At 51.9% G+C, this 25,072-nt stretch carries 22 protein-coding genes and 6 tRNA genes; 18 read left to right on the top strand and 10 right to left on the bottom strand.

The window, feature by feature from the left end; translation table 11 throughout:
- Positions 1–45: 45 nt before the first annotated feature.
- Together SD69_RS06925 and SD69_RS06930 are read left to right on the top strand one after the other, a co-directional pair.
- Positions 46–1,188 (top strand): ATP-NAD kinase family protein, encoded by a 1,143-nt coding sequence (locus tag SD69_RS06925; RefSeq protein WP_041522628.1) that lies wholly within the window; start codon positions 46–48, stop codon positions 1,186–1,188.
- A complete protein-coding gene (locus tag SD69_RS06930; protein WP_052480961.1) occupies positions 1,185–2,150 on the top strand; it encodes a class I SAM-dependent methyltransferase in 966 nt (321 codons plus the stop codon). The genes SD69_RS06925 and SD69_RS06930 overlap by 4 nt, the downstream gene beginning before the upstream one ends.
- On the opposite strand, the gene SD69_RS06935 is transcribed toward SD69_RS06930, so the two are convergent.
- Positions 2,125–2,589, bottom strand: coding sequence for a hypothetical protein (locus tag SD69_RS06935; protein WP_041522629.1), 465 nt, complete (start codon positions 2,587–2,589; stop codon positions 2,125–2,127). The two genes, SD69_RS06930 and SD69_RS06935, sit on opposite strands and share 26 nt — an antisense overlap.
- A 12-nt stretch (positions 2,590–2,601) precedes the next feature.
- Positions 2,602–3,816: a pyridoxal phosphate-dependent aminotransferase gene (locus SD69_RS06940; protein ID WP_041522630.1), complete on the bottom strand. Its 1,215-nt coding sequence runs from the start codon at positions 3,814–3,816 to the stop codon at positions 2,602–2,604.
- Positions 3,817–3,980: 164 nt separating this feature from the next.
- On the opposite strand from SD69_RS06940, the gene msrB reads away from it, so the two are divergent.
- On the top strand, positions 3,981–4,376 hold the full coding sequence (gene msrB / locus SD69_RS06945) for a peptide-methionine (R)-S-oxide reductase MsrB (RefSeq protein WP_041522631.1): 396 nt from the start codon (positions 3,981–3,983) through the stop codon (positions 4,374–4,376).
- Positions 4,377–4,401: 25 nt separating this feature from the next.
- Here msrB and SD69_RS06950 read toward each other — a convergent pair whose 3' ends face one another.
- The gene (locus tag SD69_RS06950; RefSeq protein ID WP_041522632.1) at positions 4,402–5,163 is read right to left on the bottom strand and encodes a hypothetical protein; all 762 of its coding nucleotides are present in this window, start codon (positions 5,161–5,163) and stop codon (positions 4,402–4,404) included.
- Positions 5,164–5,396: 233 nt separating this feature from the next.
- Between SD69_RS06950 and SD69_RS06955 the strand changes: the two genes are divergently transcribed.
- The 4 genes from SD69_RS06955 (at position 5,397) to SD69_RS06970 (ending at position 5,751) form a co-directional block, all read left to right on the top strand.
- Positions 5,397–5,472 (top strand) — tRNA-Glu (locus SD69_RS06955).
- Position 5,473: 1 nt separating this feature from the next.
- A tRNA-Gly gene (locus SD69_RS06960) sits at positions 5,474–5,548 on the top strand.
- Positions 5,549–5,599: 51 nt separating this feature from the next.
- Positions 5,600–5,675 (top strand) — tRNA-Glu (locus SD69_RS06965).
- 1 nt (position 5,676) lies between these two features.
- Positions 5,677–5,751: transfer RNA gene (locus tag SD69_RS06970), tRNA-Gly, on the top strand.
- 620 nt (positions 5,752–6,371) lie between these two features.
- On the opposite strand, the gene SD69_RS06975 is transcribed toward SD69_RS06970, so the two are convergent.
- Entirely contained in the window at positions 6,372–6,776 is a 405-nt protein-coding gene (locus SD69_RS06975; protein ID WP_041522633.1) for a PA2817 family protein, read from the bottom strand.
- A 61-nt stretch (positions 6,777–6,837) separates the two neighbouring features.
- On the opposite strand from SD69_RS06975, the gene SD69_RS06980 reads away from it, so the two are divergent.
- The 3 genes from SD69_RS06980 to queF are packed head-to-tail and all read left to right on the top strand — an operon-like array spanning position 6,838 to position 9,405.
- Positions 6,838–7,773, top strand: a complete 936-nt coding sequence (locus SD69_RS06980) for an ABC transporter ATP-binding protein (RefSeq protein WP_041522634.1) — start codon at positions 6,838–6,840, stop codon at positions 7,771–7,773.
- Complete coding sequence (locus SD69_RS06985) at positions 7,773–8,546, top strand: ABC transporter permease (RefSeq protein ID WP_041522635.1); 774 nt, start codon at positions 7,773–7,775, stop codon at positions 8,544–8,546. Before SD69_RS06980 ends, SD69_RS06985 begins: the two co-directional genes overlap by 1 nt.
- A gap of 16 nt (positions 8,547–8,562) precedes the next feature.
- The gene (gene queF, locus SD69_RS06990) at positions 8,563–9,405 is read left to right on the top strand and encodes an NADPH-dependent 7-cyano-7-deazaguanine reductase QueF (RefSeq protein ID WP_041522636.1); all 843 of its coding nucleotides are present in this window, start codon (positions 8,563–8,565) and stop codon (positions 9,403–9,405) included.
- A gap of 7 nt (positions 9,406–9,412) precedes the next feature.
- On the opposite strand, the gene SD69_RS06995 is transcribed toward queF, so the two are convergent.
- Positions 9,413–10,795, bottom strand: coding sequence for an adenylate/guanylate cyclase domain-containing protein (locus SD69_RS06995; RefSeq protein WP_041522637.1), 1,383 nt, complete (start codon positions 10,793–10,795; stop codon positions 9,413–9,415).
- A gap of 246 nt (positions 10,796–11,041) precedes the next feature.
- On the opposite strand from SD69_RS06995, the gene SD69_RS07000 reads away from it, so the two are divergent.
- The 8 genes from SD69_RS07000 to SD69_RS18730 all read left to right on the top strand — a co-directional run bounded on the left by SD69_RS07000 (position 11,042) and on the right by SD69_RS18730 (position 16,259).
- Positions 11,042–11,605, top strand: a complete 564-nt coding sequence (locus tag SD69_RS07000; RefSeq protein ID WP_041524541.1) for a nitroreductase family protein — start codon at positions 11,042–11,044, stop codon at positions 11,603–11,605.
- 83 nt (positions 11,606–11,688) lie between these two features.
- Positions 11,689–11,776, top strand: a tRNA-Ser gene (locus tag SD69_RS07005).
- 445 nt (positions 11,777–12,221) lie between these two features.
- Positions 12,222–12,298 (top strand) — tRNA-Arg (locus SD69_RS07010).
- Positions 12,299–12,485: 187 nt separating this feature from the next.
- Positions 12,486–13,670, top strand: coding sequence for a tyrosine-type recombinase/integrase (locus SD69_RS07015; protein ID WP_041522638.1), 1,185 nt, complete (start codon positions 12,486–12,488; stop codon positions 13,668–13,670).
- Positions 13,667–14,473, top strand: coding sequence for a hypothetical protein (locus SD69_RS07020; protein ID WP_041522639.1), 807 nt, complete (start codon positions 13,667–13,669; stop codon positions 14,471–14,473). The genes SD69_RS07015 and SD69_RS07020 overlap by 4 nt, the downstream gene beginning before the upstream one ends.
- Positions 14,474–14,582: 109 nt before the next feature.
- Positions 14,583–14,795, top strand: a complete 213-nt coding sequence (locus SD69_RS19190; protein ID WP_041522640.1) for a helix-turn-helix transcriptional regulator — start codon at positions 14,583–14,585, stop codon at positions 14,793–14,795.
- Positions 14,735–15,601 carry a hypothetical protein gene (locus tag SD69_RS07030; protein ID WP_198144160.1) on the top strand — a complete coding sequence of 289 codons (867 nt, stop codon included), beginning with the start codon at positions 14,735–14,737 and terminating at the stop codon, positions 15,599–15,601. The genes SD69_RS19190 and SD69_RS07030 overlap by 61 nt, the downstream gene beginning before the upstream one ends.
- Positions 15,591–16,259, top strand: coding sequence for a hypothetical protein (locus SD69_RS18730; protein ID WP_157471628.1), 669 nt, complete (start codon positions 15,591–15,593; stop codon positions 16,257–16,259). Before SD69_RS07030 ends, SD69_RS18730 begins: the two co-directional genes overlap by 11 nt.
- Before the next feature lie 211 nt (positions 16,260–16,470).
- Here SD69_RS18730 and SD69_RS07040 read toward each other — a convergent pair whose 3' ends face one another.
- The 5 genes from SD69_RS07040 to SD69_RS07060 form a co-directional block, all read right to left on the bottom strand.
- A complete protein-coding gene (locus SD69_RS07040; RefSeq protein ID WP_041522643.1) occupies positions 16,471–17,547 on the bottom strand; it encodes a hypothetical protein in 1,077 nt (358 codons plus the stop codon).
- On the bottom strand, positions 17,544–18,395 hold the full coding sequence (locus SD69_RS07045) for an SIR2 family NAD-dependent protein deacylase (RefSeq protein WP_052480962.1): 852 nt from the start codon (positions 18,393–18,395) through the stop codon (positions 17,544–17,546). Before SD69_RS07045 ends, SD69_RS07040 begins: the two co-directional genes overlap by 4 nt.
- A gap of 76 nt (positions 18,396–18,471) precedes the next feature.
- Positions 18,472–19,713: an McrC family protein gene (locus tag SD69_RS07050; protein WP_052480963.1), complete on the bottom strand. Its 1,242-nt coding sequence runs from the start codon at positions 19,711–19,713 to the stop codon at positions 18,472–18,474.
- Positions 19,714–19,721: 8 nt separating this feature from the next.
- On the bottom strand, positions 19,722–22,349 hold the full coding sequence (locus tag SD69_RS18915) for an McrB family protein (RefSeq protein WP_041522644.1): 2,628 nt from the start codon (positions 22,347–22,349) through the stop codon (positions 19,722–19,724).
- A gap of 20 nt (positions 22,350–22,369) precedes the next feature.
- Positions 22,370–25,051: an ATP-binding domain-containing protein gene (locus tag SD69_RS07060; RefSeq protein WP_041522645.1), complete on the bottom strand. Its 2,682-nt coding sequence runs from the start codon at positions 25,049–25,051 to the stop codon at positions 22,370–22,372.
- Between the last annotated feature and the right edge of the window lie 21 nt (positions 25,052–25,072).

The following is a 25,072-nucleotide window of genomic DNA, read 5'->3' on the forward strand; positions in this document are numbered from 1 at the left end:
GTCTGCCGCGCAGGTTAACAACCCCATATGACAATCTGGTGACAAATGCTCAGGCTTGGAATCATTATTAACCCCTTCGCTGGTATTGGTGGCAGTGTGGCGCTCAAGGGTAGCGACGGCGCTGCCACCCGCGAGCTCGCATTAAAGCGCGGCGCACCGCTGCGCGCTGCGGTGCGAATGCGCCGTGCGCTTAGCGTGCTTGAGCCCGCCGAGGCAATATTGTTCGGTTTTGATGGCGCCATGGGCGGCGAAACTGCGCAGCAATTGGGGTTAAGGTTTGAATCGGTTGGCGCAGCCGCCGCGGCGGTGAGTGAAGAGAGTGATACCCGGCGCGCCGCGCAGCAGCTGCTGAGTATCGGTGTGGATGTGATTGTGTTTGCCGGTGGCGATGGTACCGCGCGCAATATCGCCGACGTGGTGGGTGTCAGTGTGCCGGTTATCGGCGTGCCCGCGGGCGTTAAGATTCACTCCGGGGTGTACGCCAACTCGCCCGAAGCGGCCGGCTGCATCTTGCAGCGTTTGGCGCAGCGCCAGTGGGCGCCTCTGGTGGAGCGCGAGGTGCGAGATATCGACGAGCACGCGTTTCGCTCAGGGCAGGTGCGCGCCAGGCACTACAGCGAGTTATTGGTGCCCGAAGAGCCCCAGTGGCTGCAAGAGGTGAAAAACGCCGGCGCCGCGGTAGATGAACTGCTGCAACTGGATGTAGCGGCAAGCCTTGTTGAGCAGCTAGAGCCAGACGTGTTGTACCTGGTGGGGCCGGGCTCCACCACCAGGGTGTTGCTGGAGCAGTTGAGCTTAAGCGGTACGCTGCTGGGGGTGGATATGCTGCTGAACTGCGAGCTGCTTGCGGTGGATGTCGGTGCCCACGAGATTCGCCGTGCGCTCGATGCGCACGGTGGCGAGGCGCGTATTATCGTCACCGCCATCGGCGGGCAGGGGCATATTTTTGGCCGGGGTAATCAACAGTTGGCGCCGGATATTATTCGCCGGGTAGGGCGCGACAACATCATACTGATTGCCACCACCGAAAAGTTGCAAGCTCTTAATGGTCGGCCATTGCAATTGGATACGAACGATCCCGAGCTCGATCAGCAATTGGCTGGCGCCTGGCCGGTGATCACGGGCTACCAGCAACAAATACTCTATCCCGTGGGTAATACCCGCAAAAACGAAACGGACAGCCGATGAGCGAATTACCCCCCAAGATAGATTTGCAGCCGCTTCAGGCACTGGCACAGCAATGCGCCAGCCGGCCCCTCGAAGTACTTGATAGCCGGCGCCTGTTTCACGGTCGCGGCCAGTGTTATCCGGGCCTTGAATTTGTCTGCATCGACTTTTTTCAGCCGGCCTTGTTAGTTACCTTGTTTGACGCGCCGCCCCAACATTGGCTGGATGAACTATTGTCCGGGATTACACCGTTGGCGCTCAGCGCTAACTGGACGTTGGTCGTACAGCGGCGCTATCTGGAGGGGGCGCCCTCGGAGGTCGTGCTGGGCGAGATGCCCGAGCGTTGGTTCGCGGCCCGTGGCCCGCTGCGCTTTTTGCTTAACCCGCTAACTCAACAAAACGTCGGCTACTTTTTGGATATGGAGCCCGGGCGGCGGTGGTTGGAGGCGAATGCAGCGGGTAAGCGGGTGCTAAACCTGTTTGCCTATACCTGTGCGTTTTCGGTGGTGGCGGTGGCGGCCGGCGCGGCGCAGGTGGTAAATGTCGATATGAGTAAAACGGCGTTGTCCCGGGGGCGGGAAAACCACCAGCTGAATGGGCACGATAAGCAGCGCAGCGCGTTTTTACCTGAGCAGATTTTAAAATCCTGGAGCCGTATCCGGCGTCAGGGGCCATACGATATTGTCATTCTTGATCCGCCAAGCTTTCAGCGCGGTAGCTTTGTGGCCAGTAAAGATTACGCCAAGTTAGTGCGCCGTTTGCCCGAGTTGCTGCCCCAGGGCGGCCGCGTATTGGCCTGCCTTAACGCGCCAGAGCTGGCTACGGATTTTTTACATCAGTGCTTTACTGAATACTGCCCCAACGCAAGATTTGTGCGGCGGTTGGCAAATGCTCCGGAGTTTCCCGACGCCAATCCCGAGCAGTGTTTAAAACTGCTCGAGTTTGAGGTTGCCCCCGCTACTGATCCAGCAGGATCTGCATAATGCTGTCAACCGCGCTAGAGGCTCGGGTGCGCAGTGCAGCCCGCAGTAAATCGATGGCTGGCGAGAAGTCTCCCACCAGCTCACATTGAGTGGTTTGGTCAGAAAGCTGACGGTTGATGTGGGTGACTTTGTCGGCCGCAGCCGAGCGACAGCTAAGCTGCGCACTCAATAACGTAAAACCCTTGTGGGTAAGGGTAACCTGGTCTATCGCCTCTTGGCGGATGGTGTCTTGATAGCGGATGTAGCCCTCGGAGGCCAGCCACAATAACGTAGCAAAGCAGGCTTGGTGCCGAGGGCTGTGTAGGCCAAACTCATCGGGCGTGTCGGGGCCGCTAATGTCCTCGACAAACACTGTAATCAAGCGCGGAAAACTGCCGTAAATTTGGTTCAGCGCTTTTGCCGCGTCGCGGTAAAAGTCGGTAATGTGTATATCAGCCATAACGCGCTAAGGTTACTGTCGGTAGCGTTGGATAAAGTGACCAAAGCGCTCGATGGCACGGCTAAGCTCGTCTTCGCGGGGTAAAAATACAATCCGCAAATGGTCGCGCTCGGGCCAGTTAAACGCCGTACCTTGCACCAACAACACCTTTTCCTGAATCAAAAAGTCCAACACCATTTGCTGGTCGTCTTTGATTTTGTGCATGTCCAAATCGATTTTGGGGAAGAGATAAAGCGCGCCTTTTGGTTTGACGCAACTGATACCCGGTATATCCGCCAGTGCTTTTAATGCCGCGTCGCGCTGATCGCGCAATCGGCCACCGGGTAAAATCAGCTCGTTAATACTCTGATAGCCGCCCAGCGCTGTCTGCACCGCGTACATGGCCGGCACATTGGCACACAGGCGCATCGACGCAAGCATCTCAATGCCCTCTAGATAATTTTTGGCTTTGTGTTTGGCGCCGCTGACGATCATCCAGCCCGAGCGAAAACCCGCTAGCCGGTAAGACTTGGATAAGCCGTTAAAACTGATGCATAGAGTGTCTTGTACCAGTCGCCCGAGGGGTACAAATTCGGCGTCATCGTACAAAATCTTACTGTAAATTTCGTCGGCGTAGATAATCAGGCCTTTTTCCTCAGCCAGCTTGACGATTTTCTCCAGTATGTCTTGGTTGTAGACCGCACCGGTGGGGTTATTGGGGTTAATTACGACAATGCCCCGGGTTTTATCGGTAATCTTGCTGGCGATATCCTCAATGTCCGGAAACCAATCCGATTGTTCATCGCAGCGGTAGTGCACCGCTTTGCCGCCGGCCAGGTTCACAGCGGCCGTCCACAGCGGGTAGTCAGGCGCCGGGATCAGCATCTCATCGCCGTTATTGAGCAGCGCCTGCATCGACATCACAATGAGTTCGCTAACACCATTGCCCAGGTAGATATCGTCAATGTCGACGTTGGGAATGCGCAGCTTTTGGCACTCTTGCATAATGGCTTTGCGCGCGGCAAACAGACCGCGCGAGGCTACGTAACCCTCGGCATTGGGTAGGTTGTAAATCACATCCTGAATAATCTCATCGGGTGCGGCAAAACCAAACGGCGCCGGGTTGCCGATGTTAAGTTTCATAATGCGGTGGCCTTCTTCCTCAAGCCGGTAAGCGTGCTCAAGGACCGGGCCGCGAATGTCGTAGCAAACGCCATTTAGTTTGGCGGATTTTTGAATCGTATCCATTTGCGTTAAGATGCCTTAGGTCTTTTTGTGTGCCGATCAGCAATGATCCGGTCTCGCCACCCCAAGTGTCAAGGGTGCCGCTTAATAATACTGAATGTCTTGGTCGCACGTTTTCCGCGTCGGCTGCTGCTGTTTGCTACTAACGGCGTTCACAGGAGTTTTATATGTCTGACAAGCCTACCTTTACCGAGGAGCATTGGCGTGAGGTGCTCACCCCCGAGCAGTACTACGTGTGCCGCGAAAAAGGCACCGAGGCGCCGTTTACCGGCGAGTATTGGGATGTTTTTGCCGATGGCCGTTACCACTGCCGTGGTTGCGGGGCGCTATTGTTTGAATCGGAGACTAAATTTGATGCCGGCTGCGGCTGGCCGAGCTTTTCGACCCCGGCCGATGGCAGTGCGATTGACGAAGAGTTTGATGCAAGCCACGGCATGCGCCGCACAGAGGTGCTGTGTCATAACTGTGGTAGTCATCTGGGCCATGTGTTTCCCGATGGCCCGGCACCGACCGGGTTGCGCTACTGCATTAACTCGGCCTCGATAAAGCTGGACGAATCTTAGCGCGGGCCTCGTTTCCGTTAATTGCTCAGTCGTACAGCTGTTTCTTTTTCCAGTCGCCGTCTTCTTCAAACTCGTCCCACGCTTTATTGCTGTCGGCTTCTTCCGCGCTGACACTGGCGGGTTTGTTTAAGGTGGCATCTTCTTGCTCTAGCTTGGTAATAACCGCACTTAGTTGCGCTACCTGCTTAGTAACGTCTTGCTGCCCGGCCTCTTTTAACAAAAGTTTGCGCGCCGTGCTGTAGTGGTGAATAGCGAGACGCAGTTTTTTATCGCTGCGTGCTTGTTTGGCTTGACTAATATAGCCCTCGATAGTGCTCTGCAGTAATAGCCTGCGGCATTGCCCCAGCAGCTTACTGGCCTGCGCCTTGGAGAGCCGTCCGCTCTCGGTTTGGGCACCGATATAGCGGGCCAGCTCTTTCAGTAGCGGTTGTACCTGAGTGGCTTGCTCGGGGTTTAGACGGGTTCGCTCGGCGGCCTCTTTGCTAGCTTTAAATTGCTTTTGGTACTCGCTTGCCTCGGCGGCGTAATTTTCTTTAGGGGCAATTTTAGCCAATTGTTCTAGTGTATTAACAAGCACTTGATAAACCAGTGCGTTAAGCTCGCTGGGTAAGTAACCCGCTGGCATACCGCTGACGACTTGTTTAAATAGGTCGAGCCTTTGCTTCAGAGCGTTTAACAGGCGCAGGCGCTGCTTGCGTTTTTTGGCCAGCTGCTGGCTAATGAAGGCATAACAGACCAACGCTGTAACGAGCGCGACGATGGCGATTATTATATAGACGGACGACATAGGGGTACCTTTAGGTGCGCTGGTGTGTCCTTAGTTGATTTTGGGCCAAAGCTATTTGGGTGAATGTCGCTTAGTATAGCATTTTCTGTTCTCTGGCGGCCTGTTTGGTCGCTTTATAGGCAGCTTTTGCCTGGCGCTAAGTTGTTGTTTAGCTTCATTAAAAAAATCCTATATTAAGTGTTGACAGGTGGGCACGCTCTACTTAGAATGCGCCCCTCTTTTACGAGACGTGTGTCCCCTTCGTCTAGAGGCCTAGGACACCGCCCTTTCACGGCGGTAACAGGGGTTCGACTCCCCTAGGGGACGCCATGCGGGAATAGCTCAGTGGTAGAGCACAACCTTGCCAAGGTTGGGGTCGCGAGTTCGAGCCTCGTTTCCCGCTCCATTTCCCCCTTATTGGGGGTGGCGGATGCACGTAAAGTAAGAGAGATGTCCTGTCCCCTTCGTCTAGAGGCCTAGGACACCGCCCTTTCACGGCGGTAACAGGGGTTCGACTCCCCTAGGGGACGCCATGCGGGAATAGCTCAGTGGTAGAGCACAACCTTGCCAAGGTTGGGGTCGCGAGTTCGAGCCTCGTTTCCCGCTCCATATTCTACAAAAGAAGTCAGCTCCGGCTGGCTTTTTTTGTGCCTGAAAGTTTTGTGCCGTTAGATGGGCGGCAACCGAGGCTACGCCTCGTTACACTCAGGCCATCCGTGGCCTTCGCCCTGCGGGCAGCGCTCGCTGTGCAAATACGCTCCCGGCGTATTGGTCCCGCTCCATATTCTACAAAAGAAGTCAGCCCCGGCTGGCTTTTTTTGTGCCTGTAAGTTTTGTGCCGTTAGATGGGTGGCAACCGAGGCTACGCCTCGTTACACTCAGTCCATCCGTGGCCTTCGCCCTGCGGGCAGCGTTCGCTGTGCAAATACGCTCCCGGCGTATTGGTCCTGCTCCATATTCTACAAAAGAAGTCAGCTCCGGCTGGCTTTTTTGTTTCGGTTAGGTTTTGTGCCGTTAAGTGGGCGGGAGGGGAGGTTTTTCTGCAGGGCCTTGCTTGAGTCTCGTCACCCCCGCGAATGCGGGGGTCTAGTGTCTTCGGTTGCCAAGGCCTCTGCCTTTGCGGGATTGGCTGGCAACCTGGCCTTAGCGCTGCGTCGCAGGCGCTTCACGCGGTCTTTAAGGGGCGGGCGGTTACCTGGCTTAAGCTCGCTCTGTTACAATGCCGCTCGTTAATGGAGCCCGAGCGCTCTTGCTCGTTCGCGCTCGTAGTCGAAGTCTTGTCCCGTCTGCTCGGCCTCGTGGCGCTGCTCATCCAGTCGCTGAAAGCGATCGATCTCTTCATCGGGCATAAAGTGCAGGCAATCGCCGCCAAAGTGCCAAAGCAGATCGCGCGGCAGCAGCGGCGTTAAGTGCGGGTAGGCGGCAATGCTCTGGCACATGAGTGTTTGCCCCTCTTCGGCGTACTCGCTTCCGCGCTGTTGCGGCAGCGCCTCTAAACGTTGCAAAAACGCCAGATGCTGTTCGTCGCAGTCGTCTTCGATAAACGGCGGTTGCTGTTGCACGCTTTGAGTAAATTGGGTGACCAGTTTACGCATATACGCAAGGTACTGTGCTTCGGCGCCGGTTTGGCTCATGGCGTATTCCTCAATACATTGATCAGGCGGAGCAGGGCTCCGGTGATAAAAGTAGGCAATTATGACAGCTGCTCTTTCGATTAAAAATCTTCGCAAAGTATACGGCAACCAATTTGAGGCGCTCAAAGGCATCTCACTGGAGGTGCAGGCCGGTGATTTCTTTGCGGTACTTGGCCCCAATGGTGCGGGCAAATCGACCACCATTGGTATTATCAGCTCGCTGGTGCGCAAAAGCGCGGGCGAGGTGAGCGTGTTTGGCCACAATATCGATACCCATTTTTCTGAGGCCAAGCAGGAGTTGGGCATCGTACCCCAGGAATTTAATTTCAGCCAATTTGAAAAGGTGCGGGATATCGTCTTGCAGCAGGCGGGCTACTATGGCCTGCCTCGCGCTAAGGCCGAGGTCCAGGCCGATAAATACCTAGAGAAGCTGGGCCTGTGGGATAAGCGTCATACGCCGGCCCGGATGCTCTCCGGCGGCATGAAGCGCCGGTTAATGATTGCCCGGGCGCTGGTGCATGAGCCGCGTGTACTTATTTTGGATGAGCCTACCGCGGGGGTGGATATTGAGCTGCGCCGCTCCATGTGGGAGTTTTTGCGCGAGATAAACGCCCAGGGCACCACCATTATTTTAACTACCCACTATTTGGAAGAGGCCGAAAGCCTGTGCCGCAATGTGGCGATTATCGACCGCGGCGAGATTGTGCAAAACACCAGCATGCGCTCGCTGCTTCAGCGGTTAAACAAAGAGGTGTTTGTGTTTGACTGCTCGGGTGCGTTAACGGCTGCTCCGGTTATTGCCGGCCATGGCGTGGAGTTGGTAGACGAGCACTGCTTTGAGGTGGAGGTTGAGAAAGGGCAGTCGCTCAATCAGTTGTTTGATCAGCTCTCGGCGCAGGGGGTTCAGGTGGTAAGTATGCGCAACAAAGCCAACCGTTTAGAGGAGTTGTTTGTTTCATTAATTAACGGTCAGTTGGACGAGCAGGGGGCAGAATAATGCAGTTGGCACAGCAGTGGGTGGCTCTGTCCACCATCGTCCGCAAAGAGGTTAAGCGCTTTTCCCGTATCTGGGTGCAGACTTTGCTGCCACCGGTTATCACCATGTCACTGTATTTTGTGATTTTTGGTAAGTTGATTGGCAGCCGTATTGGTACCATGGATGGCATCCCTTATATGCAGTTTGTGGTGCCGGGTTTAATAATGATGGCGGTGCTGACGAATTCTTACTCCAATGTTACCTCTTCATTTTTTAGTGCTAAGTTTCAGCGCTCGATAGAAGAGATTTTGGTCAGCCCGACCCCCAATGTGATTATTTTATTGGGTTATTGTATGGGCGGCATGGCGCGCGGCTTGAGCGTTGGTGTCTTGGTGACAGTAGTGTCTTTGTTGTTCACTGATATTCAGGTACACAGCTGGCCACTGACGATTACGATTGTGGTGTTAACGTCTTTGTTTTTCTCGCTGGCGGGGTTTATTAATGCCGTTTACGCCAACACGTTTGACGATATCTCCATTGTGCCCACCTTTGTCTTAACACCGCTTACCTATTTGGGTGGTGTTTTTTATTCGGTGAGTGTCTTGCCCGAGTTTTGGCAATGGGTGTCGCAGCTTAATCCGATCTTACACATGGTGGGTGCCTTTCGTTACGGCTTGCTCGGCACCGGCGGCGAGAATATCGGCTACGCCTTTGCCGGATTGTTGCTGTTTACCGCAGTGTTGTTTGCGGTGAGCTTGTACCTGTTAAAGAACGGCTCGCGCCTGCGCGCTTAAGGCTTAGGAGTTGATTATGAGTCACACCATAGGTGATAGCCCGCTGGGTAAAACATCGGCCTACATAAGCCAGTACGATCCGAGCTTGTTGTATCCTATTGCGCGGGCCGAGTCGCGTCGAGCGCTGGGTGTCGTGGATAGTGCGCTACCGTTTCACGGGGTAGATGTGTGGACCGGGTATGAGCTGTCCTGGCTTAACGATAAGGGCCTGCCGCAAGTGGCGCTGATCGAGTTCACCTTGCCTTGCGATAGCCCCAATATTGTCGAATCAAAGTCCATTAAGCTTTACCTTAACTCGTTTAACCAAACATCCGTGGCTAATGTAGGGCAGCTGCAGAACCAAATTGCGCAAGACCTAACCGCGGCTGCGGGCGCTGAGGTAAAAGTTACCGTGGCGCCTCTGGCCGCTGGTGGTAACGTGCAAGCTGATTTTTCGGTGGCGCCTTTTAACGCTCAGTGCCTTGATCAGCAGGATATCGCCATCGAGCACTATCACCCGCACCCGGATTATTTGTGTGCCTCGGGCGATGCGCTTGTATCGCGCGCCTGGTACAGCGATTTGCTAAAAACTAACTGTCCGGTGACCGGTCAGCCCGATTGGGCCAGTGTGTGGATTGCGTACGAGGGTGACGAGATAGATCCGGCTGGGTTGCTGCGTTATATCGTCTCGTTTCGTGAGCATCAGGATTTTCATGAGCACTGCGTCGAGCGGATGTTTTGCGATATCACCGAGCGTTGTGCACCGCGTAAACTTGAGGTGTACGCGCGATATACCCGCCGCGGTGGCTTGGATATTAATCCGTTTCGCAGCAGCGAGCCGGGTACGGCGCCGGGTGCGATACGCTTAATACGGCAGTAGCTGAAGCTTAAACAATCACCTTGTCTTTGAGTTTTTCGGCGGCTTTTTTCAGCGCCGTTAACACTTGCTCTTTATCGTAATTGCGCACCTTCTCGAGATCGAGGTACATCGAGAAGCCCTCGGCGCGATCTTCAAAGTAGGTTTGGTTTCGGCCCATATCTTTGCGCAGTCCTGCTACCTGATACACCTTAACCGGGGCGCTAAAGCCTTTAACGGTGATGTCGCCTTTGTCGCGGCACAAAACGGAATCTTTAACCAGAGACCAGGTTTCGTGAGAGATTAAAATTTCGTCCGGCTCGGCGGCCGACTCCAGGCGGCTGGCCAGGTTCACATGGGTGCCGAGTACAGTGTAATCAAGGTGGCTTGAGGTGCCAAAGGTGCCCACGGTGCAGTAACCGGTGTTGATGCCCATACGAATTTGCAAGGGTTTTTTAATGCCTTGGTTGTGCCATTCCTGCTGTAGAGATTTCATGCGTTTTTTCATGGCAATGGCCATGCTTACGCAGCGGAGGCAGTCATCTTTTACGCCTTTACTGCCGCTGTCACCGTACAGCACCATCACCGCGTCACCCATAAACTTATCGATGGTACCGCCAAAGTGGGTCACGATTTTGGTCATTTCGGTGAGGTACTGGTTAAGTAACTCTGTGAGCGCCTCGGCTTCCATCTCTTCTGACAACTGACTAAAGTTTTTAATGTCAGAAAAGAAAACAGTGACCTTTTTGCGCTCTGCTTGCAGTGTTTCGTCTCGCCCTTGGTTCACTGCCTGCCATACCGCGGGGGCCAGATAACGCGATAATTTGTACGCGCGGATTTTGTGCCACTTTTGTTCGTTTAGTAGCTTGGTATTACTGAGTTTTAGTTTGTGAAATTTTTGGTGCATATAAAGCGCGTAGGCGAGAAAGTAGGTAATGATACCGATAAGGCTCACGGCGCTGATTTGAATGTTGCTGTGAAAAATCCACTGAGGACGGTGTATCAACATGCTGATCACCACGCCGGTTGCCATGGCGGCGTTATCCTCTAACCAGCGTCGCAGGCCGCCAGTCAGCAAGGCATTAAATTGAATCATTGCCAAAAATAAAATACACGGCAGCAACGAAAAATTAATAAGATTGAGTACAACCCCAATCAGAGCGGCATCTGCGTAAGAGAGGATACGGGTCGCTTTGGGGACCGCCTCGGGGGGGAGCTGCTTTGTATAAGTAAAGCTGGCGTAGGCATAAATCAGCATATAAATAATAGCGCCGACGTACACCCAGTTAATATTGTTCCAGTCCATCATGGCGGCTAACGTACCGCCAGCGGCAAAACAGATGAGGGTGCGAAAGTAATACTGTTGCAGTATCGATTCTGAGTTTTCAGCGTCCGGTAGTGCAGCTTTTGTCATTGTATTGTTTGCCTAGCTAGCATGCTTATGGAGTAAAGCGACGGCCAACATCTTATACGCGAAGCCTTGTGGTCGTCTATGGCTGCAGCGGGTTGGCACATTTTGCTAAGTATAGTTGATATGCGACAGGCGCGGAGTGGGTAGGTTTATAAGGTGGTCTGGTTGATTTTGGCGACAATCCTAAGCAGCGCTTTTTTTGCATCGTGCTACAATACCGCCCCTTTTAACAGTAAGAGCGAAGCAAATATGGATGCGATAGCCGCCCTGACTCAGCGCGCCTCGGTTGCCAAGCTGGATGCCCCGGCCCCTACCGCCGGGCAGCTTGATACTTTGCTGCAGTGCGCCGCCCGCGCTGCCGATCATGGGCTATTGCGCCCCTGGCGATTTTTGACGATTGAGGGTGAGGCTCGCGAGGCGCTGGGCGAGTTATTTTGCCGCTCGGCGCTGCGTGAAGAGCCCAGCTTAAGCGAAACCCTGCAAACCAAGCTGCGTAATATGCCATTGCGGGCACCGCTGTTGTTGGTTGTCATTGCGCAACTGCAAGATCACCCCAAGGTCCCCGAAGTAGAGCAGTTACTGTGCGCCGGCGCTGCTGCGCAGAATATCGTCAATGGCGCTTACGCTCAGGGGTTAGGGGTTATCTGGCGCACTGGCGATATGGCCTATAATGAGCATGTACTATCTGGGCTGGGTCTACAGGCTAATGAACGGCTGATCGGTTATATGTATCTGGGCACACCGGTTAAAGCATTGCCCCAGGCTGCTACCCCCGATTTATCGGGCCGCTGCCAGAGCTGGCCGCAATCCTAGACTTGCCGTTGCGTTTAGCGTGCGATTTGTGTAGGATTCGCGCCTCGCAAAAAGGTCTCTTTGAGAGCTGTTTGCAGTTGTATGGTGAGGTGGCCGAGTGGCTGAAGGCGCACGCCTGGAAAGCGTGTAACGGGCAACCGTTCGAGGGTTCGAATCCCTCCCTCACCGCCATATAAAAAAGCCGCGCCGAGACGAGGCTTTGCTTATAAAGGTGCGGGAGGGTGAGAGCCCTCGCCGGGTTCGACAAACCGCCGGGAGCGGTTTGAACCGACCGAAGGGAGCCCCTAGGGCAAAACACATGACGTGTTTTGGTTAATCCCTCCCTCACCGCCATATAAAAAGCCGCGCTCAGGCGGGGCTTTTTATAAATATGTAGGAGGGTGAGACTTTTCTGCATGTTAGCCTGCGATGGTCAAAGGGATTAAGGTCAGGTGTTCGCAAGCGATTGATCGGTTTTTTGTGTTGCCGTTGAGTTTGCCGCTTAGCTGTAGAGAATTTCATCAGGTTGGCTGCACAACAATCAATAACGGATTAAATCGCAAAAAACACAAAAAATACAGCGCGTATCGCTTGACGATGACAAGTTGAATCACTAATATACGCGCCTCTTAACAACGCACTCGTAGCTCAGCTGGATAGAGTACTCGGCTACGAACCGAGCGGTCGGAGGTTCGAATCCTCCCGAGTGCGCCATATTGAAGTCTGATTCAGTCCTGAATCGTCCAAAAGCCCGCAGCAATGCGGGCTTTTTCGTTTATACTATATCCCTTAAAGTCCAACCAAGTACCCCCTTATCCAGAGTGTCCTGGGGGTATTTCTGGGGGTATGTCATATCACCTCCGGATTCTTGTACCCCCAAACGGGGTGGAGGCGATACTGTATGGCACTGACGGACAAAAAGATCAAAGCGGCGGCGCCACAATCCAAAGCCTACAAGCTCTCAGATGCGGGCGGTTTATATCTGGATATTCGCCCGAACGGTTCAAAGTACTGGCGACTCAAATACCGCTTTTCGGGAAAGGAGAAGCTCTTGGCATTGGGCGTGTACCCGAAAGTCACACTCAAGGACGCCCGTGAGAAAGCCCAGGACGCCAAGTCGATCCTTGCTGCGGGAAGCGACCCCATCGAGCAGAGAAAGGCCGCCAAAACGCACCAGAGAGCCAATCTGGATGCCACCTTCGAATCGCTGGCTTGGGCGTGGTTTGAGGTGGCTCGGCTCGATTGGTCTGAATCTCACACAGAGCGCACACAAAACCTGTTGAAGAATCACCTCTTCCCGTGGCTGGCGCAGCGCCCGGTTGGCGATATAACTCCGCCGGAGTTATTGCAGGTACTCTACCGCGCCCAGGATCGGGGGTTGCTAGAAACTGCCAAGCGCGCCAAACAAACCGCCAGCCAAGTATTCCGTTACGCGATTCGCCACGGCAAATTGCTCAGCGATCCAAGCCGGGACCTCGCCGGTGCGCTTAGGGCACCTAAAGCCAAGCACTTTGCCTCGATTACAGACCCGAAAGGTGTCCGTCAGCTGTTACAGGCTATTGATGTCTATCAAGGCACTCCGGCGGTTAAGGCCGCTTTGCAGCTCTCGGCTTTGCTATTTCAGCGTCCAGGCGAGATGCGGCAAATGAAATGGGAACAGGTCGACTGGGAAGCCAGTGAGTGGCGCTATACAGTCACCAAAACCAATGTGGAGCATATTGTTCCACTCCCTGCCCAGGCAGTCGACATCCTCCGGTCGCTGGAGCCCTATACCCAGCGCAGCCCTTATGTTTTCCCGTCAGCCAGAACCGCAGCCAGGCCAATGTCTGAGAATGCTGTGCGGGTGGCTCTCAGAAGCATGGGGTACACCAATGACCAAATGACTGCCCATGGATTCCGGGCTATGGCCAGGACTTTGCTGGATGAGGCGCTGGGGTTTCCGCCGGAGTGGATAGAGCACCAGCTAGCCCATGCGGTAAAGGATCCTTTGGGCCGTGCATACAACCGAACCAAACATTTGCCGCAGAGAAAGGAGATGATGCAAAAGTGGGCTGGCTATCTGGATGAATTGAGGGAGTGCTCATGAAAAATCCCATCTATGCTAGTTTCACGAACTTTGACATCGAACAATCCTTCTCATCAGACGGTATCGGTTTTCGATCCAGAAAGTTGGTGAATCGGGATGGAATTTTTCTTGCCAATAGTGAAAACGCTTGGCTTATTGGTATGACCGCCTACTCGGCCAACGAAATTCCCTCAGAAATAAAGGAGACATGCGATTCAGGTTTGAATTCTTCGGCTGTTCACGACGTGACTCTTTCTGTTGCTTTGGGTTATATCGAGGAGCTGATTACTATCACAGGTATAATTGCAGAGCTGCTTCAAAAGAAATCGTCAACTGAAGGTATTGAGGATATTAGAGGTAACATTCTTGATTATGACCAAGTAAGGGACTTAGTGGGGGTGGAAAAGGTGCTTTTTGCTGAGTCGCTAATTATTCGACGAGGAATGCTCGATGAAGCCTATCTTCCAAAGTTTATCCGGACATACAGCCTTTTTTGGTCAATCAACTCATATATTGAAATGCGAATGACAGATGAAATATTGGCAAGGAATCATTTAGAAAACGCTGATTTTTTACGGATGTCTATTAACAGGTTGGCTGCTTTTGAAAAGCATGCAAAAAAATCTGCAAAAAATGCTGCAAAAGCCAGGCATAAAGAGAATGCTGCTATAAAAGCAGACTTTCTGGCTTGGTATGAGGCGAATCACACAACCTTTTCAAGCTATCAAAGTGCCGCCAAGGCTGGAACAAAAATAGTCAACATGACCCAGAGGACGCTTGCTGATTGGATCAGCAAATACGAAAAATCTCGAACACAGGAATAGAAACGTACAGTCTGCGCGTAGACTGTACACTACGCTAGCAAGAGGAATTCCGCTCCTCCTGTTTTTGTTGATAATGGGTATCTCTTATCAAGTGTGAGGAGATACCAAAATGTCTAATGCAACAAACGCATTTCCATCGATCAGCTTTTATCGCCTTCCCCAAGTGCTCGAAATTATCCCTGTAGGCAAGTCCACGTGGTGGGCTGGAGTCAAATCCGGCAGGTTTCCAAAGCCAGTTAAACTTGGTCCGCGTACAACGGCATGGAAAGCAACGGATATTGCTGCTCTAGCCCAGAGCTTTTCATATCACAACGAAAACTGAACGGTTTTTCCACAATGGTAGCCTTTCAGTCCGTTCTGCAGCGAGCAGACCATGTAGAGATTAGGGATGGAAAGTTATCTATCACACCACGAAATGGGGCCATAGTGCCGCCGGATTGGTTCAAAAAACATGTTGATAGCCTTGTGCTGCAAATAGCCAATAGGCTCAACTTGGAGCCAATGAAGTATGTGGATTACTCCACTGGCATTTATGGCAAACGATTCTCGGGGTTGACGTTGCAGTTCGAGTTGCTGGAGGGCATTGAACAACGCTATGTTATTTTTAACGTCGAGCTAAATCGCCAGCGGAAGGGACCAAATGGAACAGGGGGAGAGAGGTATCCGGGCAAGCAATTTGCGGTTGGAAGAAGAAGCCTGTTTTATCGGTTCTGGAGTCATACCAAACTGAAACATCCCCAAAGCGTAACTGTTTACCACGATTATATGGGGAATCTGAAAAAGCTGTATTTTGTTGCCGAAAATCGTAGTGATGGCCGACTCGAGGCTGGTACTCTGCGCCCGCTCAATGCTTCATTTAATACGATTCTGCGAGCGTTTTACCCAGATAACATACGGACATTACCCGAATTACACCCGGATAAGTCCCAGATAAGTAATCCGGACAAGAGTTTCCCGCAAGCCCAGGTGTCACAAGGCGCAGAGCCACAATCAACTACGTGTAAATATAACTACGAAACAAGTAATCAAGGAAGCGCGGGTACAAGGGGAATGAATACATCCCCTATTGCTACCCATTGCCCTCAGAATCAACAGGTGGAGGAATGGCTAGAAAATTATGAAGGTTAGTGTTGACGACATGTCTGTTGGCATTCAGAGATGTAATCGCAAAAAAACATTTTTCCCTAATGATTTCGATAGTGCGGAGGATGCTATGAGCAGAGGACATACTTTGAATGGACGCAACAGTATTGATATTCGCTATCTGAGACGTGAAGGCTTATTGCGACCGGGGGCTGTTGGCACACTACGCTGGAGTATTGGTGGTCGAGAGTGTGGCTCAGTTAGCTACAAAATAGATGACAAACAGATATTGGTATCTTATCGGTATAACCATCCTGATAAAGGTTGGGTGGCTAGAATCCTTCCTATTATGTTTGAGGCCACTTCCTGTCACTATGGAGGCGAAAGGCTGTGGTTTAGCTGCCCAAGCTGTAACCGTCGAGTGGGTATTCTGTTTGATTGCGGCTCCCTGTTTATATGTAGGCATTGTTGTCGACTTCCTTATGTCACACAAAACGAAAATCAGGCATATCGGCTAATACGAAAAAAGCACAAATTAGGGCAACGGATATTCGCCGATTATCATCGAGGAAGTGGCTCTATTAAAACCAAAGGCATGCACTGGAAAACTTTTGAGCGCCTACATCGACAATATCAGAATTTGGAACAGTGTTGGCTGCAGAGCTTAGATGACTTTCTACAAAAGCATAAGTGGCTTGATTAAACGTTTATCTAAACCGGACAAATCAGGACATTTTGGAGCAATAGAATCAGTAATGATGGTTGAGATTTCGGGAGCAGTATTATTGAGTCCGTATGAGTTGTTGATTTTCAATACCGATAATGTATCAAAGGGGGCCATGATAATACTTTATGACGCTTCCCTCAGGAACTACTTCTGGCGTTGGTAGGCGGGGGTTCTTTCCTGTACGCGACTACTCTCTAAGGCGATCCGGGTTCGCTCTATGTGCCGGCCTCCGAGCGCTCTCCTTGCTCTGCCGCCAGGCTCGGTCAATATAAATATTCCAGCCCTCAATATGCTCATGGTCTACAAACGTCATGCCTGACCAATCTCTTTCGCTGACCAATATCTTGGCTAGATATGGTAGGCGCTGCTCTTTTTCGCAAGCGTCGGCGCAAAGGGTTTTCCATGCTGGGATTACCATCAGCTCAGTTTGCACGCCGTTATTGATTTCCCCGCCCACATGACTGGCATTGTAAGGCGGCTTTGGTGAATCACACCCGCAGCGCAACTCCATATTGGGAGCGCCTACCGCAAGCTGGCGCTTGAGCATTTCATACCAAAATACATAACCGCCCTCTTCAGCGCAGACTGATCTAACCTGGTAAGTATCAACAAGGGCAACCAATCTCTCGACAAGCACAGGTGGCATTTTTATATAGGGTTTTGGCGCATGTAAGTAGACCCTGCGTTCAATATGCCGTTCAAGTTGTTGGGGGTGCCGGTTTTCATTCATCAACCTGATAGCAGCCTGAATCAAAGGGTCGGGGTTTTGTAGTGTTCGGTTTTGTACGGATTTCAACCGAGTAAATAAGCCATTCAGGTATTCCATCCAAAAAGAAGAATAATCGCGAGAAAGCTGCCACGACCCGTGCAGGTTGGTATCAGGGCTGGGCTCCAGTGGATACATTCGCTCGAAACTTGAAAAAACGATTCTTTTTATTGGCTTTTTATCGGCTATCCCTAATTCCCAGCGACGACTCCCGAAACGATCCAATCTACTCTGCAGCTCTTGCTGAAGCGCAGTATCTGCAGGGTCAAATTCAAGGTAGACATACGCCAACAGCTCGCCGGGCCGGGTAATGGACAACAACTCATACACACGCATTCCCAAGGACACATCGTTTACTAGTCGCGCAAGCGCATCAGCCTGAACTTCAATTTTCCAAGGCATTAGCGCACTGCCCGAGGTATGGCTGAAAGTAGATACCCAATGCCGCCGGGCAAATACCTCATAGTCCTCTCTTTCTAACAGCTTGTTCTCGTTCATGCTTGGCCCTGCAGTTGGTCTGTATTAATTTCAGGGCTCGAAGTTGCGTCACCCATCTCCAATAGATCAATTGCCTTTTCAAGCGCAAGTAGCCCTCTCAGGGCAGTCATAGGCAAACCGATATGAGGCGGCGTTATAGCGTGATCCTGCGGGTTAATACGCACAATCGGAAGCTCCAGGCTTGCGGCATAGCGGCGCACACTGGGGATGGTAATACCTGCCCCTAGCTCAATCACTACCGGATTGCTTACACCAGTCAACCAGCTTTCAAACGCTTCGTACTTCTTCTCGGTCCGATCGTTAATACAACCCCAGTCGTTAAACATCAACACATTGGGCCGAGCCAATTCGCCACAATGCGGGCATAGCGGTGTGGCGAATTGATCAAGTGCGCCTTCCAGCGGCCATACAGCCTGCTGGCAGGGCACAACGCACTGCAAGTAGGAGAGCGAGCCATGGCACTCGTTAATGCGCTCCTCGGCGAAGCCAGCGCGCTGGAAGTGACTATCGACATTGCTGGTGTACACAAAGCACCCATGCGCTTTGCTTTCGCACCATCGCTTAAGGATGTTAAAGCCAGCATGGGGTTTGGTTTGACGGTAGAGACTGATGCGATGGCTGTAAAACTGCCATGCCAAGGCCGGGCTCTCCATAAAAGCAGATGGATTGGCAATATCCTCAAACCGGATGCCCTCGGATCGTAAGGCAGGGTAAGCCTTCCAAAAGCCGGCAGCACCACGGAAATCCGGCAGGCCTGAGTCAACACCCATCCCTGCACCAGCACAGATCACCAGGCTGTCTGCATCTACGATGCGCTGGGCCGCTAGGGTGATTAGCCGATCAGACATGGTCGGATGCCTCTACTGGTTGGCGTTTTATCCTACATCAGCTTCGGAAATCCACCAAGGCCATATCAGGATTTGGCTAAAACTTAAACGACAATTGCAAGTGGGCAGTAGGTTTTAGCAAATCAATACAATGAATATCCAGTTTTGCGCTATGACTACCCAATAGCTGTAACGCATAAATTTCACTGAGACCTGCTTGACTGGGATAGGCGAGTGCTACCTGATGGATATGGTAGCGATTCGCGTAGGAGGAAAGCTGATACAAGTCTGCCTGGCTGACACCCAGTTTGGCATCTGGGCCATTCAGTAATTTCCATTTGGCATCAATAATCAGGTGGACCTTGCCATTACGGTCGATGAGGCTGATGTCTGGCCTTGTCTGGAATACCTTGCGGTCTACGTCTTCCCGATATGCCAGATAGCGCCTGGGGGCTTGCTCCCTCAAGGACAGTCCCGCTTTTCGAGCCAATGGGCGCAAGCTGGCCGCCAGCCAGCGCTCAAATAACAGGTTCATGTCAAATAGTATAGATAGCAGGCTATGCTTCCCCGCCGTTACATCCGGGTTTTCGGCATCAATAAACAATCTGCACCAAGCCAGAATATCGGCATAGCGTTGGTTGGCTCGATCGAGTGTTAGGCGATCCAATGACTGGCGGTCTATGCGCTGATCACTGATGTCATCATGCTGCATTAGTAACTCAGTCACGGCCTTTTTACTGCGATCCGAACGGCATTTGGGGAGCAAAAGGCGCAGCGTGAACTTGACCGCTTGATTAAGTAAAATATCGTCGGTTAGTTCATCAAACTGGCAATAAAGTCGCTCTTGGTGATTGAGGTTTTGGCGCAATTGCTGGTTAATTAGCAGCTTGCCCTTGATCACACCCAGGTTCTCTTCCCGCTGTTGGTAGTCTCTAGGTTTGCCCATCAGTACTTGCTCGCGCACTAGTAGGCAGAATTCCTGAATAAAAATATCCAATAAGGTGTGCTTCTGGGTCTGGATTCCGGCACCGGCGCCTCGGTGAACTTTCATCAGGCCGGCTTTGCGCAGCATTTTTACCAGCACTTCTCGACAGGCCCCGGGATCAGACTCTTTGCCATGAATTTTGGGTAGAATCTCCAAGGTCAAGCCGCCAAGCTGAACGACGCCACAGAACTGTCGCCACCTGACACATTGATGCCCCCAGCGAAAAGCATCAGCGGGAACTCCATCGGCTGCATCGAGCAATTTAGCTTGAGCATGTGTTAGCGCAAATTCACCCGGCGCGCGTGTAGCACGAACGGGAATACGTTGATGTTCAATACAAGTGAGCACTTCCATGAGTTGACCTAATCCAGACTTTCGTAAATTTTTCGGATCGCTTCAGGAGTAATGCTCGCAGGTTCCGCTACGCGATAATCAATCAAATCCTCAAAATCGTCATGCTCAAAGCCCAGCACCTCAGCCCCGCTGATGATGGTGTGCTCAATAATTTGGGGTTCCACCGGCTCGTTGCCCTGATCCACATCGCGTAATACCAACTGAATCCGGTGCCAGTCGTTGTAAAAGTACTCCTGTAACAGGGGGATAAACTGATTCAGCATGACATCACGCAGGCTGCGGAAGTCATTGACTTTGCTCAGGTAGGCATGGCCCAGCATAAGATCCCGATTCAGCAAAAAGCGAATACGTTGGTTCATGGCAACTAGCAGGGCGCGAAGATCAATTAACCCACCTTCACCGTCTTCGATGTAGCCATCCCCGCGAGAGCCAGTGATTACTTTGGCGTTGGGCATCAGCTCTTCAAACAGAAAGCGCCGACGTAAAGCGGTGTCCAGCAGGGCAATCGAGCGGTCAGCGGTATTCATGGTGCCATAGATGTCCAGGTTTTTAGGCACACCAAAACGCTCGCGGGAGTAGGGCAGGGTCAGCTCCATACCGGCGGTCAATCGGCCGTCTGGGTCATAGACGGCACGTTTATCGGTTTCGATCAGGGTTATCAGCTCACCAAAAATTTTGGCAATATTGCCTCGGTTGATTTCGTCGATAAACAGCGCAAAACGGGTGTCAGGCGCAATCTGGGCATCTTGGCAAATCTGTCGAAACACTCCCGGCTCTACCCGGTACACCAATTGATCGGTTTCCGTGTCTTGCACCGGACGTATGCCCTCCACAAAATCCTCATAGCTGTAGGCCTGGTGAAAGGTGACAAAGGCATAGTGGAGCTGGTCGGCTTGAGAAGGCGCCCCAGCTTTTAGGGTTTTGGTTTGGGCAATCAGGTCTTCGCCATCCTCCTGCCAGTTGCCCACCAGCTGCCAGCGACTATCAGCGTCCTTGTCAAAGACCAGGGGTGCCACCCGGTTTTTGTACTTCACAGTGGTTGACGATTCTACCGTATGGGTTTGCAAGGTGGCCCATATCTGCGCCTTAAGGTGTTGGCGGCGACCGACCGATTTGGCTTTTTGGATGAAAAACGCATGGGATTCAATCTCTTTGACTTTGGCAGTGCCGCCCAAGTCATACAGGCACATAAATACCACGTCGAACCAGTTGATGCCCTTCAAATGCTCGGAAAGCCACTGTTCGTAAGAGATCGACGCCTGTTTCACCACATAGTGCTGTTTAAGCTTATTGAGTTTATAGGTTTTACCGGTGCCGGGCGGCCCATACAAAATTTTGTTGATGGGTTCGGCAATCAGTAGTGTCTTCTCCTTGGGTTTGGGCGCATCGGAGGGCGCGGCTAACTTGGCCCAGAGTTTGTCGAGTAGCGCTGCGCTGCGGGGTTTGATTTCAATGCCGGAACTCTGGGGCGACCAGTTTTGGTTGTCGATGGTAATCCGCCCCAAGTCCGTCATGCTGATTAGCGAATCTTTGAACACATCCCGAATTTCGGTGAATTCAATGTCCACCTTCATCATGGTTTTCCCCTCCGCGGCAGCTTCCGTGTCGTAATGCTCGGCTTCGTAGGGCTCGGATACGACGTTGCCACTGGCCATAATGCCTTTGGGTTCCTGCCCCAGGCGAATCAACCAGGCCCGGTCACCAGGGGATGCGTCCTGATTGGCACAGCGCCAACTGAGAATAACGGGTTTGCCAGCCTTGGTTTGCGCAATATGCGCGGGCAAGTCCTTCCACGCCCAATTGGCGGGGTTCCAGGAAAACAGCCAACTGCAGGAAGATTGCGCCTTCCACAGCTCCCGCAGTGGTGTCACGTAAAAGCACAGGTCTTTAGTGCCGAACACCTCTTCCTGTGCCTTGCGGATACTGAGCAGCAGTTGATCCATCTCTGCCGAGGTCAGTTTTTTCAAGGCTTTTTGGGGCTTGCCAGTAAATTTTAGCGCGATTTTCATACGGTCTCCGTTGCTGAAAATCCGCTCGGCAGAATCAGGGTGGAGCATGTAAAGCAGCATGTGCCGAAATTGTCGCCGCTCATTGTCAGGCACTTTGGTGAGGTACTCGCCCAGAGCCGTAAAATCAGAAAAAATGGCCTTGCGTTCTGCCAGCGGCATTGCCAGTGCCTGTTTGGCTGCCTCTACGCAATAAGCCAGCTCGCGCCAGCGGTTGGTATTAAAACTGGTACCACCACTGCCGACCCCGGCCAGGGTGTCATCGGACAGCAGGGGGTGGTCCTCGGGCAGTACTTCGCCTGACCAAGCCCATACCCGCAGCACCGATTCGCGTTTTTTGGCAGCCCCTATATTGCTGACGCACAAGAGCATTAACCATAGCATTTCTGCCGCCAGTTGCTTGACGGCCGGGCCGCAGGGCTCCAGCTGGGTTTCCAGCTTGTCAAAAAAATCGCCGGTGCCAGTATCCGGGTTGTTGGAGAAGTAAGTTTCCAAGTCTGTAACATGTTCCAGCGTCCACAGAGTCTTATCTGAAAAAACCGAATTTTGGTGATAGAGTGCTTTATCCAGCCAAATAGCGCCGGTATCAATAAGTGGCTTAGAATTACGTTCGTTGCAAAAACGAGACATCAGAGATTCCTTTATATTATTTAGCACCAATCATCCACAAACTCTTCCCGCATCTGGCTGAGCGGTGAGGGCAACTTCCCATCACTGGTTAAGCCTAGGTAAGTCGCAGCTCGAGTAAAGCCCACATACAAGAATTTGTGAAATAGCTCGGGCATGGTTTCGGCTAACTTATCCACTCCCACAAAGAACACGGCCTCAAACTCTAGCCCTTTAATATGCTCAACCGAAAATATTCTCACGTTATTACCTTCACCTAGAGTGCGGCCGCCTTCGCAGGGATCGGCGCGCAGGTTATAGGGTTCCAGTTCTTCATTGAGTGCGTCCGCAAGGGGTTTGATCTGACTGTCATCCTGCACGAGCACGGCGGTGGTGGGCAGAGGTGAAGTCATGCTTTCAATTTCTACGATGCGAGTCGCGAGCCATTGGCTGATTGCGCGAGTATCCTGGCATTCCTCGATGAAAACCGGTTTGAGGCCTTCATGAGCGCTGCTGTCGGGCAATTCGCCTTTAGCGCTTAGGTCGCCATTGCTGGCTTGCAGCAGCTTCACGGCTAGTTCATTTAAAATCCGGCTTTGTCGATAAACAGCGGTAATGTGCTGCGTACGCAGGTCGTTTGCTATCCAGGCAAGTTGCTTTGGGTCACGTATGCCAACGCCCGTAATTCTCTGGTTAAAGTCACCGCACGCAAAAAAAGACTCGCTTGATAGTGTCGAAAGGTTCTTCATGGCCGCAAGCTGTATTACGGAAAAATCAGTCGCTTCATCGACCAGTACTTGATTATAAAAATGACTGGATACAGTTTTCAGTAGTGATGGCAGGCCGCCGTTGTTAGCCCGGCTAATAGCTCGGTTGGACATCATGGCCCGAGCGGCCTCAAGTCCCATTAGCAAGATGGTATCCAGCTCGTAAGAAGAGACGTGAATCGTTTTTTCGGGGAGCTTCTCATAATAAAGGCGCTCGCCGAAAGCCTTCGTTCGGAACGCTTTGTAGCTTGCTGGAATGTCAGAAACGTAGCGTCGGTATGTGTTCCTAAAGCGATTAAGGGCATTCCTTACGGACGCCAATTTTCCGAGGGTTAGCAATTCATCTTTGTCGGGGACCCGGTTTTCTCCAAGCCACTGTATAACGGCATAGCTCACGCCCTTTTTAGGCAGAGATCGCTTATTGTAGCGGTATCGTGCGAGTGATCGTATGGCCTTTTTGTACTGGATAAACGCTTCATTGTTAGTCGTTTTTCGAGAGGTCGCTGTTACCTGATCCTCGGCTTCATCATCACCGTCGAACGTCGACTCGTCATCGTCATCGTCTTCTAGTTCCAGTAGATCAATGTGCGCTGCCAAATCGGGGAAAAGTGTACGATTGTTCTTGAATTCTCGGTTAGCAAAGGTTTTTAACAGTTCTTCGATGTCTCTGTTTAGCTGTTCAAGGGATTTCTTAATATCGTTCTCTATCAATGTGATGCGCCCGACAACATCAATTATGTTCGCGGGTTTAGTGTTCGTCAGAATTTCGGACAGGTGTTCAGCTAAACTTTTCTCGATCTGGGAATCCAGCCGGGAAATTACGTCCTTTCCCTGCATCAACTGATTGAAAAATCGCTCTTGGTGATGATGTTTGATGGCCTCATACCAGGATATTGGGTCAATAATAGCCGATTGACTGATGAAATCCGCTTTCTGTTTGAGTATAAATTTACCTTTGTTGTTGGCCCTCTGTAGGTAGCCGAAAACATTGCGCGCTAAACGGAGCTGCTCTGAATTCCAGGTGGATATGTCTTCGTTCCGAGCGGGCACATCTTCTCGGGCAAAGGCTTCGCTTAGATAGTGTTTTAGCAACTCGGTGGGTGTGAACATCTTCCAGCTTCTGGCATGCTCGCGCCCAGCCGTGTCTGAAGTGGCGTAACGTTTTTCTTCAGCTGCCAGATTTTGTGTGTCAATCTTCTGGCTTAGACGTTTGATCAAGGTCGTCGTTTTACCGGTGCCCGGAGGCCCCATCATTATCAGCTTGCTGTTGATAGGGAGCCGGAATATCTCATCCTGGAATTTGTCCAGTATGGGCTGATCGCGCAAGCTCATGGTGCGCCGGATTTCGTGTATCAAGCCTTGGCGGATGACATCGTCTGGCTCAGCCCCAGTTAGCATAGCGTCAAAGCTAGAAGCCGCGTCGACATCGACTAGGCTTAGAAGCTGGCGGAGCGAGCTGATGCTCTGGCTACCCAATTCTTCGTTATCGAATCGATTGTCTTTAGAATCCCAAAGCTTGTCTGAGGATTGTGTCGGCTTGAGTAAACATTTTTCAATAACAGTAAATTCTGTATTGTTAATCGTGTCAGCATCGCCGGTTGGCAGTGATGCTAAACGCCCCATAGAGGACTGGTAACTTGCTAATGTGACCTCATCAACGGCTACTTGATACTTCCTGGCTACATACAGGACTTTTTGGTTTCCTTCTGGGTCTTCAATGACAAGACGTGCGATAGCGGGTTCTCGAGCAAGTTGGGAATAACCTTCCTGTGTTTCTCGATTGATTCGATGAAGGTTTCTTTCTGCTTCAACCCCAGTGAAGGTATTGCCTTGTGCAAAGCCTTGGGCGCTTACACCGTGCACGGATGTCAGCGTTTCCTGTGCGGTCGATGCGATAGCAGAAAAAGTGGATAGCGTATCTTCGGCCAGATCAATAATGTGCTTGTTCAGATCGGTCATATTAAGTTCCAGTACTTCTAC

It is taken from the genome of Gilvimarinus agarilyticus (assembly GCF_000832015.1).
Taxonomy (GTDB): Bacteria; Pseudomonadota; Gammaproteobacteria; order Pseudomonadales; family Cellvibrionaceae; genus Gilvimarinus; species Gilvimarinus agarilyticus.

What these genes read in the sequence shown, in the direction of transcription:
- SD69_RS07000 (WP_041524541.1), top strand. Translation starts at nt 11,042, where the DNA reads ATGGATGCGATAGCCGCCCTGACTCAGCGCGCCTCGGTTGCCAAGCTG.
- SD69_RS06925 (WP_041522628.1), top strand. Translation starts at nt 46, where the DNA reads ATGCTCAGGCTTGGAATCATTATTAACCCCTTCGCTGGTATTGGTGGC.
- queF (WP_041522636.1), top strand. Translation starts at nt 8,563, where the DNA reads ATGAGTCACACCATAGGTGATAGCCCGCTGGGTAAAACATCGGCCTAC.
- SD69_RS07015 (WP_041522638.1), top strand. Translation starts at nt 12,486, where the DNA reads ATGGCACTGACGGACAAAAAGATCAAAGCGGCGGCGCCACAATCCAAA.
- SD69_RS07050 (WP_052480963.1), bottom strand. Translation starts at nt 19,713, where the DNA reads ATGGAAGTGCTCACTTGTATTGAACATCAACGTATTCCCGTTCGTGCT.
- SD69_RS18730 (WP_157471628.1), top strand. Translation starts at nt 15,591, where the DNA reads ATGAAGGTTAGTGTTGACGACATGTCTGTTGGCATTCAGAGATGTAAT.
- SD69_RS07060 (WP_041522645.1), bottom strand. Translation starts at nt 25,051, where the DNA reads ATGACCGATCTGAACAAGCACATTATTGATCTGGCCGAAGATACGCTA.
- SD69_RS07040 (WP_041522643.1), bottom strand. Translation starts at nt 17,547, where the DNA reads ATGAACGAGAACAAGCTGTTAGAAAGAGAGGACTATGAGGTATTTGCC.
- SD69_RS06975 (WP_041522633.1), bottom strand. Translation starts at nt 6,776, where the DNA reads ATGAGCCAAACCGGCGCCGAAGCACAGTACCTTGCGTATATGCGTAAA.
- SD69_RS06930 (WP_052480961.1), top strand. Translation starts at nt 1,185, where the DNA reads ATGAGCGAATTACCCCCCAAGATAGATTTGCAGCCGCTTCAGGCACTG.
- SD69_RS06995 (WP_041522637.1), bottom strand. Translation starts at nt 10,795, where the DNA reads ATGACAAAAGCTGCACTACCGGACGCTGAAAACTCAGAATCGATACTG.
- SD69_RS07020 (WP_041522639.1), top strand. Translation starts at nt 13,667, where the DNA reads ATGAAAAATCCCATCTATGCTAGTTTCACGAACTTTGACATCGAACAA.
- SD69_RS07030 (WP_198144160.1), top strand. Translation starts at nt 14,735, where the DNA reads ATGGAAAGCAACGGATATTGCTGCTCTAGCCCAGAGCTTTTCATATCA.
- SD69_RS06935 (WP_041522629.1), bottom strand. Translation starts at nt 2,589, where the DNA reads ATGGCTGATATACACATTACCGACTTTTACCGCGACGCGGCAAAAGCG.
- SD69_RS06980 (WP_041522634.1), top strand. Translation starts at nt 6,838, where the DNA reads ATGACAGCTGCTCTTTCGATTAAAAATCTTCGCAAAGTATACGGCAAC.
- SD69_RS07045 (WP_052480962.1), bottom strand. Translation starts at nt 18,395, where the DNA reads ATGTCTGATCGGCTAATCACCCTAGCGGCCCAGCGCATCGTAGATGCA.
- SD69_RS18915 (WP_041522644.1), bottom strand. Translation starts at nt 22,349, where the DNA reads ATGTCTCGTTTTTGCAACGAACGTAATTCTAAGCCACTTATTGATACC.
- SD69_RS06940 (WP_041522630.1), bottom strand. Translation starts at nt 3,816, where the DNA reads ATGGATACGATTCAAAAATCCGCCAAACTAAATGGCGTTTGCTACGAC.
- SD69_RS06950 (WP_041522632.1), bottom strand. Translation starts at nt 5,163, where the DNA reads ATGTCGTCCGTCTATATAATAATCGCCATCGTCGCGCTCGTTACAGCG.
- msrB (WP_041522631.1), top strand. Translation starts at nt 3,981, where the DNA reads ATGTCTGACAAGCCTACCTTTACCGAGGAGCATTGGCGTGAGGTGCTC.
- SD69_RS19190 (WP_041522640.1), top strand. Translation starts at nt 14,583, where the DNA reads ATGTCTAATGCAACAAACGCATTTCCATCGATCAGCTTTTATCGCCTT.
- SD69_RS06985 (WP_041522635.1), top strand. Translation starts at nt 7,773, where the DNA reads ATGCAGTTGGCACAGCAGTGGGTGGCTCTGTCCACCATCGTCCGCAAA.